Source organism: Nostoc commune NIES-4072, assembly GCF_003113895.1.
Taxonomy (GTDB): Bacteria; Cyanobacteriota; Cyanobacteriia; order Cyanobacteriales; family Nostocaceae; genus Nostoc; species Nostoc commune.
Genome location: NZ_BDUD01000001.1, coordinates 2,527,612 through 2,540,046 on the forward strand (window position 1 = coordinate 2,527,612; position 12,435 = coordinate 2,540,046).

The following is a 12,435-nucleotide window of genomic DNA, read 5'->3' on the forward strand; positions in this document are numbered from 1 at the left end:
TCAGAAATCAAATCGGATTCCTATATTATATATTTTCTATAGAACATAAAGGAATTTGTCGTACTTGCTGATTGGCAACTATCTGTTTATTCTCATGTTCTAAGACAAATCTGGCATTAATACAAGGAATTAAACTTTGCCATCGGTTATCAGTCAAATCTCTTAATAAAGAAATTGTCAACTCCTCAGTTATATCTATTTCTTCTTGCATCATAAGATTCATAGCTATACTTTGCAATAATAAATCAGCTTCTTCTTGTACAATGCCATTGATATCGATCAGTAGAGTAATTTGCTTATGATTAGGATGGGATATGATTAATTGAATAAGATCCATCAATTCTAATCCTAATTGTTCTTCATCTGTTGACCAATCTGGAAAAACAATTATGTTAGTTTCTTTGAAATTCAAATCTGAAAATGAGGCTTTAATTAAGGCTATTTTTACAATTTCTGCCATTTTGAACCAAGAAAAATGTTTCGCCTGTTCTAAGCCTGCATTAATTAATAAGTTTCTGCAACTCGGTTTTTGCACTTCACATAAAGCATCAACCATGCCCTGAATATCATCATCTTTGACGTAAATTACAGCATCTCCTCCGGCTTCAGGTAAGGAGGCATTAGGAGTAGTAATTACAGGAGAACCACAAGCCATTGCCTCAATTACTGGCATTCCAAAACCTTCATATTGAGAAGGATAAACTAATGCCACTGCCCCAGCATAAGCTAATCTTAATTCTTCATCACTCAATTGTAATGCGTGAAAAGTACATCCCGCAGTATATTGTCGCCATTCAGAAGGTAATTGATTACCTGCACCAGTTGCTACTATATCGAAATTATGTTTGTTGCTTAATTGGGCAAATGCTTGAAAAAAGAGAATTGCGTTTTTATATCCTCCTAAGCCACTTAATAGAAAATAGGGTTTATTTATACCATATTTATATTTAAAAGCGTTTATTTCAACTTCAGAAGCAGGGCAAAAAAGAGAATCTACTCCACAATGGGCAACGGTAATTGATTCTAATGGTATATCTGAAAAAAATGTACTTAAGTCCTTAGCTGTGTTTTCTGATATAGCAATAAAAGCAGAGGCGTGTTGAATTCCGTTATGTTTTTCCCTCCACATCGGTTCATTTAAGTTGCCTCCTAATACTTCTGGTATCATGTCATAAGCCATAAATACAGAAGGGGTAGTAATAGGAGTAGTGTAGTAGCTTGAAATAAATAATTCTGCTCTTTCTTCATCGCAAATTTGCTGGAGAATCTGGCGATCGCCTTCAGTATTATTATAATTGTAAGCGTGAATAGTACGATAATTAATACCGTTAATTTTCGGTGCAGTATTAGCCCGATCTAAGACCAATATATGATCAGCAAATTTGGTGTTAGCCCATTGCTCCAAAAGGGATTTCCAAACTCTTGCAATCCCGGTTTTATAGAGTTGAAAAAATACCCCATCTACCAAAACTCTTGGCACTGATTGTTCATTTTCTTCATATTTTTGAGATTTAAGTTGTAACTCCTCCTTTTTAGTAAGTTTATTAATATCAGTAGTAGAGACTACGATCTTTTCCATTCTAGGCAATATTCCCTGAGCCAATTTAACTGCTTGAGCAACATTTGATATCCCTACTTGTTCGCAGTTAATAATTAATTGCCTTGAAGTTCCGTCTGAGGTAAAAATAAGTCCTTGGTATCCTTCTACATTAGTATTCAAATTAGTCAATTTATCAGGTATGTTCAAATTAGCAACAGAAATACCATGCTTTTGGGCTAGTGCCTCAATATCTTTTAATGTTATTTCATATGTACCCGGGTCTCTATTAATGTGTTGAATTACAAAATTTAATAAATTTTCTATATTTACCTCAAGTTCTGTATCAGATGGGAAAAATAATTCTTTAGTGCGAAGTTGTAAGTGTGCAAAACCTATCTCTTGATTGGTTGTGGGAATTAAAATAGGATGCACTTTTGAGCGATAATCTTCTTTTTCGTCTTTGAGAGCATCTTTCAAAGGTTCCGACTTGAAACTTTGGTAACATACTGATGCGCCTAAACTATATCCTGAACTGCCAATAATAGATATAGAACGGAAAGAATATAAATAGCTATCTGTAAAATAGGCATTAACAAGACCAGAATAAACATCTGGAGCTGTCGCCATAGTAGATGACATAAAGTATTTGCCATAAATCGACTTAATACGCTCTATTATTTTTCTATGGACAAAAGAATTGTAAACCATAGGCAAAAATTCATGAGATAGCTGATAGTTATAAAATTGTTTCAGTCTTTCTTTTGAATTCCACAACTCGGCATGAGATAACAAATTTAGCTGTAGTCTATTTCTTATCCAAGGTACGATTGCATTGGGCCAGCCATACGAGTATCGAGACCAAGAAAGAATATTAACGTTATACTCACTTATTAGCCTTGAAGCGAGTTCAAGCCCATCTGGCATTAAAGCATCATCATCTCCTAAAACAAAAATATATTCTCCAGTAGTGTAAGACAATCCCAATTCCCAATTTTCAGATATAGACAGTCTCTCATTAGCGCGAAAATATTTAATTCTTTCATCTTTAAATTCATGAACAACTTTATAGGTTTCTTCGCTGCTAAAGTTATCCATAATAATTAATTCAAAATTATAGTAATTTTGAATTAATACGCTGTCTATTGCGTAGGGTAAGGTTAAATGTCTTTCTCTGGTAGGTATAATAATAGAAAATAAGGGCTGATTCATGTTTTTACTCAATTATTTTATTTAAATTTTTCAAATACAAAATTAGTAGAATACCAAGATTATAAATATTTAATTATTTGACAGTTAATTTATCAAAAATTTATTTATATTTAATCATTTTTAGTAAAGTAGAATTAAGTTATTCTCAAGTTTGAGTATATCTTTAATTTGTATTTTTATACTTTCTTGAAACACACGAGATGAGATGAGAATTGGTTCATCTCTATTTTTTATATCATCAGGAGAAATGATGGGAATATCAAATATTGTTTTTCCTTGATAGCGATAATTAGAATCAATAAAAGCTGAAATTTTTGCTTGAGATAATCTGCTAGTTCCCATCAATCTCAATGTATGAGTGCCAGTTCCCCACACAAGAATAGAAGATGCTTTATCCACGACATCATTAATAATTTGATGGATACGCTCTTCAATTTTTTTAGATTGGGTAATATAGTTGGATAAGTCTATTTCTGTAAGTTCATCTTTAACTATAGAAGCTGGATTAACATTATCTATTTTTTTATAAATACCCGAAACTGACGGACAAATTGTATTAGGGCTTTGAGGATAATTTTCTTTCAACGAAAGCAACTCCAAAAACCCAAAACTTTTCATTAAATTAGACAGAGAAAATGGTGAAAAAAAGTTAATATGCTCCATACTAAATTGCTGAAATGGAGCATCTTGATACATAGAAAATTTGCTAGCATTGGGAACATCTATAAAAACTATTCCATCATCAGATAATATATTACTAAGTCTAGATAATGCCCTATCTATATCTCGAATATGTTCGAGCACACCACTCAATATAATGCAATTAAAAGGCTTTCCAGGAATTTCTATATCCCAAAGATTCCCTGTTTGTACAACAATTCTATACAACTTTGCAGCTAGGTCAGAACATACAGGAGAAGGATCTAAACCTTTGACATTTGTATACCCACTTTCTTTAAACAATGATAGAAGACGACCAGTAGCACAACCTAAGTCAAGTATTGAAGATTGTGTTGATAGAAGATATGGTTTAATAGTTTTTACGTATATCTGAAAACGCATCAGATCAAATCCTGATTCTTTACCGCCACTATCTTGATATTCATATTTCGACATTTGCTGATAATAAATATCAAATTCAGTCTGTTCAGGAATATCGTCAGCAAAACCGAAACCACAATTTTCACATACAACGACATCATAACCTGTTAATAAGCTACCCTCAGATAAGAGAGAGAATTTTTGTCTAAACAGGAACTTCTTATTCTGGCTATTACAGATGGGACAGTTGCGTTTGATGTTTTGAATCATGTTAATTATTATGTATAAATTTGTTTAAATTTTAATTTATTATATAAATCGTCATTAGCTGGTTAATTTATGTAAAATTAGTTCAGAATATTGATCAAGATTATCTTGCAAAGTATCAATATATTGACAGTTACCACAAGCTTTGTTTTTATGGCGTTCTTTTTGAAGGTGCATTTTTCTAAATTTTAATAATTCTTCTCCCAGCCAAATTGATTTTAAAGATTGCTGTTTGACATCACCAACTAAGGTACTATGAGACCAATCAACACAACAAACAGAAACAGTACCATCAAAATTAATTGTAAGCGTATAAAATGGAAAAGGACAGACTTCTTTAGATACCAAAGCTACACCATCAGGAGATTTATTAGGATTAGTACCTAGTGTAAAATCTTTAGATTCAGACATTGACCAACCCATTAAATTATCAATATTTATGGAAGTAGAAATTTCTGCAAAGTCATGATAAAATTTTTCTTTTTCATTGTCTGATAATCCGTAATCAACAATTTTTATATGAATTTTACAATTTTTGCGATTAGCATACAAATGAGCGATATTTTCTTTTAATTTGTCATAATCTAATTTAATTTTTGCAATTTTTTGATAACCTTCACTATTAACTGCTTCTATAGAAATACGAATTAAGTTTAAGCCTGTATCAATTAATTGATGATTGATATGGGGATTTAACAATGAACCATTTGTGGTTATCCAATATTCTTCTGCTACTTCTTTACTTTTGGCATAACGAATCATATCAGGAAGTTTTTTGTTCAGAAGTGGCTCGCCATCTTTGTAAAAATACAGTTTTTTTAATTTTGGCTCAAATTCTGATACATCATCAATTATTTTACAGAACAAATCATAGCCCATAATTCCTTTTGGGCGGTTTACTGATTTTAAAAGTTCTGGATCACCAGTGGGACAAAATTCACATCGAAAATTACAGACATTAGATGGATCTATTCTAAGGAGATAGGGTGAAGATAAAGGAATAACAGATTCCAGGGATTGTCTTTCTATTACTCTTATTGATGACATAGTTTTTTTAATTAGTTACAAGGGAATAAAAATTGATATAAAACATGATGGCAAAATTATTCCTTAATAGGAGGAACAATCATATTAGCCAAAAACTCCTCTCGCTCTAAAAAGGGCCACATATCTTCAAGCGGTTTAGAAACCATTGTGCCATCTGGATTGCTTATGGAAGTAATACGAGGAGCAGTAAATTGATTAGGTGATATAAGCACTTCACAAATAAAGGTTGAAGATGAATTTAATACCTCTATTATCTTTTGTCTAATTTCTCCATGATTAGCTATTTTGGTATAAGGAATATCAAAAGCTGCACTAAGTTTACTAAAATCAGGCAAGGTTAACCCACTATTAGGATTACTAGCAATATATCTGCCTTGAAAATAATTTTTTTGAGTATTTTGAATAGAAACATATCCATCGTTATTCAAAATAAAAAATTTAATAGGTAATTTTAATCTCCTGGCAGTTTCTAATTCCTGAACATTCATGATAAATCCGCCATCTCCATCAATACAAATGGTTTGTTTTCCTGCACTTGCTAAACAGCCTCCAATGGCAGATGCAATACCAAAACCCATAGATCCTAGTCCTTCGGTGTTAAAAATTCGCATTCCAGGCTTAACTCTAAACGCTTGCATGGTAATTTCACTACAAGCTCCCGAACTACCAGGAATCAATAAATCATCTTCTGACATCTCTTCAGATAAAACATCAATAAGAACGTAGTTATTAACTCTATCTGACTCTTCCCAATATTCGGGAAGGATTACAGGGTATTTAGCTTGCCAATCTTTGCAACGATTAAGCCAGCTACTACGATCTTGAGAGATAATTTTACCCTTGTGTTGCAAAAATTCTCTAATAAAATCACCTGCATCGGCACAGACAGGGACATCAATACACATCATCATTTTACTAATTTCATTAGAGTCAATATCAACAATAATTTTTTTAGCCCCTCGAGCAAAATTTTGATGATTGTATGCAGTTTGGCCAAAATCTAGCCTAGCTCCAATAGTTATTAATAAGTCAGAGTTTTGTTGAGTAAAGTTAGCTCCTCGCTGTCCGATTGCTCCAGGTCTACCGACAAATAACCAGTGAGATTCCGGCAAAAAATCAATGGTTTTCCATGTGGTGAGAACAGGAATTTGGAGGATCTCAATTAGCTGCAAGAAATCTTCTATTACTCCAGCTAATCTCACTCCATTACCCACTAAAATAGAGGGTCTTTTTGCCTGATTTAATAGACTAATAGTTTCACTAATCTGTTGTTGTAGTAAACTGCGATCAATTGGCTTTTCTACTTCCTGCTTCTCAAAGCCAACTAATTCAGTTTCTTCTATTTGGGCAGCTTGAATATCCAAGGGAATATCAATCCACACAGGCCCAGGTCTACCATTTTTAGCCAGGTAAACAGCTTTTTCTAGATGATAGCGGATGGTTTTGGAGTCTGTCACTACTACAGCATATTTAGTAATTGGTTTCACCATCTCTACGATATTTATCTCTTGAAACCCCATCTGCCGTACACCACGCGTACCTACTAAATCAGCAGTTTTAACTTGACCTGATATAAATAAACAAGGTGTAGAATCTAACCAAGCTCCAGCAACTCCAGTGAGAGTGTTGGTTCCCCCCGGCCCTGTGGTGACTAAAGCTACTCCTAAGTTGTTGGTGTACTGTCCATACGCTTCGGCTGCGATCGCGCAAGCTTGTTCATGAAGATTGCAAATATATTTTAATTGTTGACACCTACCTACAGAGTCTAGTAGGTGCATAGATCCTCCTCCGGGCAATAAAAAAATATGCTCTACACCCAAATTGGCAATAAACTGAATTACATAATCAGAAAGTTTGATCATCTTTATTAATCTCTACCCAAATTTGTCAAAGAATCAAGTATTTCTGTTCTCGTCATCGTAGAGTTATTCCAAGGTTGAGGCATTAAAAATGTCTTCATTCCTAATTTTTGGGCTGCTTGAATATGATTAGGATTATCATCAATCATTATTTGCCCCTGTTTCCACCAAGTTAAAAATGATTCTTTATCTTGATCATACTCAGGAATTAAATCACCAACTCGGTAGGAGGGAACAAAGGCAAAACACCGAATCCATTTACCAAAATACTTAATTACCCAATTTGCCATCAAAGATGCTGTTTTTATCGGTGTTGCTGTTAAGGCAATATGACGAAAATAACTGCCCGATTTTTTGAACCATTCTAATACTTCTGGCTCTGGTTTTAATTGAGATATTCCTCCTGATAACCGATAATCATCTAGACTGTTTAAATAATCTTCTTTCTGAATTCCTAGTATTAAATGAGGTGGATTTTGATTAAATTCTGTATATTTGATAGTACAAGTAGGATGAGAAACTAACCAAGACTGCTCCCACCACATCAGCATTAAATTATTTAATACGTCATCTACGTCCCAAACTATTGTTAACATTAGTAATACTTCCTTTAATCAGCTAATTAATCCAGTAAGTTAGTTGAGTTTTTCTGTCTTTTTTAGCTGCAATATTTGAATCTGTATAATAAGAATCATCTTGGTGATGAGTTGATGAAATTTCTTCTAATACTGCTCCATTTTCACTACTAAAAGTGTGTTTAGCACCTCTCTCTATAGTTACAATATTGCCTGCTGTGCATTTTTTATCTTCGCCATTAATAATTATATTGACATCGCCATACTGTACAATGAATGTTTCTTCTTTGACCTTGTGATATTGTTCTGGATGGCTCTGTCCAGGCAAAACTACAATTAATTTTTTACAGTATTCACGATTGATGTAATTAATGATCGTACAGCCAAATTGATAAAATTTTTCAATACCATAATGATGAGATATTTCAAATTCTAATTGTTGTGGTACAACTACTCTACTTTTTTTGAGCAGTTTTTTGACTTTTTGGATAATTTCGTATACTTGTTCTCTAATTTCTACTCTCCTAGTATTTACTGACATAATTGCTTGATTTATTGGGAAATTTTCTTCAGCGTAAAAATATGTATATTTAGACATATCATTAGCTGTGATTTGATTTTCTATAGTGGGAATTGCCAAAAAAGTATTGCTTAAATCAACTTTTTCGCCTTTTTTAATTGGATGTTTAGCAAATACTCCCCTTCTCAAAGAGAATAAACTATACTGTTCGGTTTGACTAAATTTTTGCCTTTGACCTACTACTCCGCACATATTTAAGGCCAATTGTACTGATTCTAACCATTTTTTTATTTGGGTAGTGTTGGCTGAATAATTGTTCAAAGATATAGTTTTTGTTGCTACACCAACGTGTTTCTCAAAAATAGTAGCTCCTTTAGCTATGGCGATTTTAACTGCTTCAATATTATCAGGGTCTTCGTGAGTAGAATAACCTATTTTAATTTGTGGATAACGTTGCTTTAATAATTCAATTTGATTCAATTGCAGATGATTATCTTTTGTGGGATATTCACCTACACAGTGCATTAGAGATATATCTTTTTCTCGATGTAAAAAGAAACTTACAACCTTATCAATTGCTTCTAACTCTACTCCGGCTGTAGAAGCAATAATGGGCTTATTAGTTTGAGCTATTCTTTCTAATAAAGGCCAATCTGTTAGAGAACAACTAGCTATTTTAATTATGTCAAAATTATGATCTTCTATTTTATTAACTGAATTTTCATCAAAGGGAGTACAAATTTTGATAAATCCTAATTTCTCCATTTCTTCTACTAACAATCTAAATTCTGTTTCTGTTAGTCTTGTATCGGAAAAACGCTTAATATATTTTAAATCAAATCTGTTTTGAAAATCAGGATGAATAAATGTATCTAAATCACGATATTGAAGTTTAAATCCAAATTGGAATATCTCTCTAAAATTTTCTTTTATTTCGCCAAATTGACGAATGATTTCTAAACCATGTTCTACAGAACCATTGTGATTATTTGCTATTTCTAATATAAACAATAGCCTCTTATCGATATTATTCATAATTTATCTCCGTTTGTGAATCCATAAATTTTTTTATCGACACTTTTAAGTCAATTTTTTGCTTTAATTCTAATTCTAAATAAGCTCTTTGAACCGAAGGTATATATCTTTCAGGAATTTGACCATCTAGTGGAGCTTCAGCTATGTAAATATCTGTGGTTGGTGAACATACTTCCGCCACCGTCTTAGCTAATTCACTAATGGATATTGCCTGATCTGAGCCAACATTATAGGGAAAACAACTTTTACCTTTAAATAAAATTTTCCATAACCAAATCATCAAATCTGATGCATATAAATACGATCTTAAGGGTGTTCCATCTCCTTTAATTTCAATATTTTTTCCTTCGATTGCATCTCGAATAAAATTACCAATAGCAAAATGAAGATTAAGGGGTAAATATGCTCCTATAAATGCAAAACATCGAGCAATTTTAGTTTCCATACCATATTGCTGATGATATAGTGTACAAAGTAATTCAGAAGCTCTTTTCCCTTCTCCATAACTGGATGATATATTACAAGGATCGGGAGAACCTTGATAGGTTTCAGGAATATGAGAGATTATATTAGGTTGTTTGCCATAAACTGCCCCTGAACTAGTTAATAAATATTTTTTTACTCCTGATACTTTCGCAAATTCTAAGGTTCTTCTTGTACCTTCTATGATTTCATTGAACATTTCTAATTGATGAGCTTGATATAACTTAGCGTTAGTGGAAGTTCCTGCATGAATTAAATGAGAAAACTCTCCTTTAGGAAATGAAAAGTTGCAGATATCCCCTTGATGAAATTTTAAAGCAGGGTGATTAAATAAATGAGGACATTTTTGTTTGAATCTCTCTGGATTTCTTGTTAGAATCACTGCTTGAGCAGACAATTTTAATTGCTCAACTATATAAGTAAAACTCTCTAGCAACCAACAGCCAAAAAAACCTGTTCCCCCGGTAATAAATATCCGCTTTTCATTCATTTCATCCCATAATAATTCTGTATGGATGAGAATATGTTGTAAATCCTCTATTAATATTTTGGTCATATTCCCTTTCGTCCACAGAATTTATATAGGTGTTTTACTATATATAAAAATATATTTTCATTTAAAGCAGGATATACTCCAACCCAAAAACTGTTATTCATTACATAATCAGTATTTATTAAATCCCCCACTGTTCGATACTTTAAGCCTTTATAGGCTGGCTGCTTAATTAAATTACCTCCAAACAATAGTCTTGTTGTTATTTTATTTTGTTCTAAATATTTCACCAATTCATAGCGATTAAACCCAGCATTTTCTTTGATTGAAATCAGAAAGCCAAACCAACTTGGTTCAGATTCATCGGTAGGCTTTGGTAAAATTAATACATCTTGTAAATCTACTAATTGTTGATATATAAAGTCAAAGTTTTGTCTTCTTTTATGCACAAATTGAGGCAATTTTTCTAATTGTGCCAAGCCGACCGCAGCTTGCATATCGGTCATTTTTAAGTTATAGCCAATATGGGAATAAGTATATTTATGATCATACCCAAAAGGTAATTCTCCTAATTGCCAACCAAATCTTTTATTACAAGTATTATCTACCCCAGGAGGACACCAACAACTCCTTCCCCAGTCTCTCAAGGATTCTAGGATTTTTTTTAATTTAGAATCATTAGTTAATACTGCTCCCCCTTCTCCCATAGTAATATGATGAGCAGGATAAAAACTTGCTGTGGCTATATGTCCAAATGTTCCTGTTTTTTGTCCTTGATATAAACTTCCTAATGCATCACAATTATCCTCTATTAACCATAAATTATGTTTTTGAGCAAATTCAGTTACTATCTTTAAATTAAATGGATTACCTAATGCATGAGCGATCATTATCCCACGAGTGCGCTCTGATAATGCTGCTTCTAATTGAGTGATATCTATGTTATAAGAGGGAATTTCTATATCTAAAAATACTGGGACTAATTGATTTTGAAAAATCGGATTTACTGTGGTAGGAAACCCCGCAGCCACAGTAATTATTTCATCTCCAGGTTTTAATCTTTTCTCTCCTAATTCTGGAGATGTTAATGCGGTTAATGCTAATAGATTAGCTGAGGAACCTGAGTTTACTAATAAACAGTGTTTAACCCCTATCCATTGGGCAAATTTTTCCTCAAATTCGGCTGCAAAACGTCCGGTTGTTAACCAAAAGTCTAGAGATGAATCTACTAAATACTGTAGTTCTTGTTGATCAAATACTTTCCCTGATACTGGTACAGGTGTTTCTCCTGGTATAAATTCACGTTGCGGAAATGCTTCTGAGTAATATTCTCCTACTAATTGGAGAATTTGCGATCGCAATAGTTGTTTTTTTTCCATTCATTTTTACTTTAAAATATGTTGATACCAATCAATGGTTTTTTCTAATCCTGTATCTAGATCAAAGGAGGGATACCAATTTAATATTTTTCTCGATTTTTGACTAGATAAATATTGATTTTTAATTTCATTACTTGCTTGATTTAAAATTTCTGGTTTCAAATCTGAGTTCATCAATGTTAATATTCTTTCTACTAGGTCTAAAACTGTTAATTTTATCTCTAAAGAAAAATTAAATGCTTCGCCAATCAATTCAGGGTGCTGTGATAAATTTTCTGCTAATAACATATAAGCTTTAACACCATCTTCTACATATAGATAATCTCTGACAAAACAACCATTAGATCTGATTATAGGAGCTTTTTCTTTTAAGATAGATTTAATAGTTCCTGGTACAATTCGACTCCAGTTTAAATCACCTCCACCATAAAAGTTACCACAACGGGCGATCGCTACTGGTAAATTATAAGTATGGGCATAAGTTTGAGTAATTAAATCAGCACAAGATTTACTTACATCGTAGGGATGTATACCTTTTAGAGGAGCATTTTCTTCATAAGGTAACTGTATCTGTTCCCCATAAGCTTTATCTGAAGATGCCACTATAATTTGTTTGACTGTAGAACTATGACGGCAAGCTTCAAGCAAACGCCAAGTACCAGCAATATTAGTTTCAAAAGTAGAAATAGGGTTACGATTAGCAACTCCTACGACGGTTTGAGCGGCTAAATGAATAACCGTATTAATTTCGTATTCTTCTAAAATTCTTTGTAACAGAACTTGATCACAAATATCACCTCTAATAACTTTAACTTTTTCTAAGGCTCGACTTTGTATCAAAAAACTTTGAGGAATCCAGTCTCGAACTAAACAAACAATCTCCGCACCAACGGTTAATAGATGTTTAACTAACCAACCACCAACCAATCCGGTTGCACCTGTAATAAAAATTGGTCTATCTTGCCAAAAATTAGAACTATTACTCAT

At 32.8% G+C, this 12,435-nt stretch carries 9 protein-coding genes; all 9 read right to left on the reverse strand.

Annotated features, from left to right (window positions below):
- Positions 1-25: 25 nt before the first annotated feature.
- Entirely contained in the window at positions 26-2,749 is a 2,724-nt protein-coding gene (locus CDC33_RS11190; RefSeq protein ID WP_109008543.1) for a glycosyltransferase, read from the reverse strand.
- Between the two features lie 120 nt (positions 2,750-2,869).
- On the reverse strand, positions 2,870-4,060 hold the full coding sequence (locus CDC33_RS11195) for a class I SAM-dependent methyltransferase (RefSeq protein ID WP_109008544.1): 1,191 nt from the start codon (positions 4,058-4,060) through the stop codon (positions 2,870-2,872).
- A 54-nt stretch (positions 4,061-4,114) separates the two neighbouring features.
- Positions 4,115-5,104, reverse strand: a complete 990-nt coding sequence (locus CDC33_RS11200; protein ID WP_109008545.1) for a radical SAM/SPASM domain-containing protein — start codon at positions 5,102-5,104, stop codon at positions 4,115-4,117.
- Positions 5,105-5,160: 56 nt separating this feature from the next.
- Entirely contained in the window at positions 5,161-6,966 is a 1,806-nt protein-coding gene (locus CDC33_RS11205) for a thiamine pyrophosphate-binding protein (RefSeq protein ID WP_109008546.1), read from the reverse strand.
- Between the two features lie 5 nt (positions 6,967-6,971).
- Positions 6,972-7,559 (reverse strand): hypothetical protein, encoded by a 588-nt coding sequence (locus CDC33_RS11210; RefSeq protein ID WP_109008547.1) that lies wholly within the window; start codon positions 7,557-7,559, stop codon positions 6,972-6,974.
- A 22-nt stretch (positions 7,560-7,581) separates the two neighbouring features.
- Complete coding sequence (locus CDC33_RS11215; RefSeq protein ID WP_109008548.1) at positions 7,582-9,093, reverse strand: N-acetylneuraminate synthase family protein; 1,512 nt, start codon at positions 9,091-9,093, stop codon at positions 7,582-7,584.
- Positions 9,086-10,132, reverse strand: coding sequence for an NAD-dependent epimerase/dehydratase family protein (locus CDC33_RS11220; RefSeq protein WP_109008549.1), 1,047 nt, complete (start codon positions 10,130-10,132; stop codon positions 9,086-9,088). The genes CDC33_RS11215 and CDC33_RS11220 overlap by 8 nt, the downstream gene beginning before the upstream one ends.
- A complete protein-coding gene (gene rfbH, locus CDC33_RS11225; RefSeq protein ID WP_109008550.1) occupies positions 10,129-11,448 on the reverse strand; it encodes a lipopolysaccharide biosynthesis protein RfbH in 1,320 nt (439 codons plus the stop codon). The genes CDC33_RS11220 and rfbH overlap by 4 nt, the downstream gene beginning before the upstream one ends.
- 6 nt (positions 11,449-11,454) lie before the next feature.
- Positions 11,455-12,435: a GDP-mannose 4,6-dehydratase gene (locus CDC33_RS11230; RefSeq protein WP_109008551.1), complete on the reverse strand. Its 981-nt coding sequence runs from the start codon at positions 12,433-12,435 to the stop codon at positions 11,455-11,457.

Coding starts and splice junctions, on each gene's coding strand:
- CDC33_RS11190 (WP_109008543.1), bottom strand. CDS start 2,749: ATGAATCAGCCCTTATTTTCTATTATTATACCTACCAGAGAAAGACAT.
- CDC33_RS11195 (WP_109008544.1), bottom strand. CDS start 4,060: ATGATTCAAAACATCAAACGCAACTGTCCCATCTGTAATAGCCAGAAT.
- CDC33_RS11200 (WP_109008545.1), bottom strand. CDS start 5,104: ATGTCATCAATAAGAGTAATAGAAAGACAATCCCTGGAATCTGTTATT.
- CDC33_RS11205 (WP_109008546.1), bottom strand. CDS start 6,966: ATGATCAAACTTTCTGATTATGTAATTCAGTTTATTGCCAATTTGGGT.
- CDC33_RS11210 (WP_109008547.1), bottom strand. CDS start 7,559: ATGTTAACAATAGTTTGGGACGTAGATGACGTATTAAATAATTTAATG.
- CDC33_RS11215 (WP_109008548.1), bottom strand. CDS start 9,093: ATGAATAATATCGATAAGAGGCTATTGTTTATATTAGAAATAGCAAAT.
- CDC33_RS11220 (WP_109008549.1), bottom strand. CDS start 10,132: ATGACCAAAATATTAATAGAGGATTTACAACATATTCTCATCCATACA.
- rfbH (WP_109008550.1), bottom strand. CDS start 11,448: ATGGAAAAAAAACAACTATTGCGATCGCAAATTCTCCAATTAGTAGGA.
- CDC33_RS11230 (WP_109008551.1), bottom strand. CDS start 12,435: ATGAGTAATAGTTCTAATTTTTGGCAAGATAGACCAATTTTTATTACA.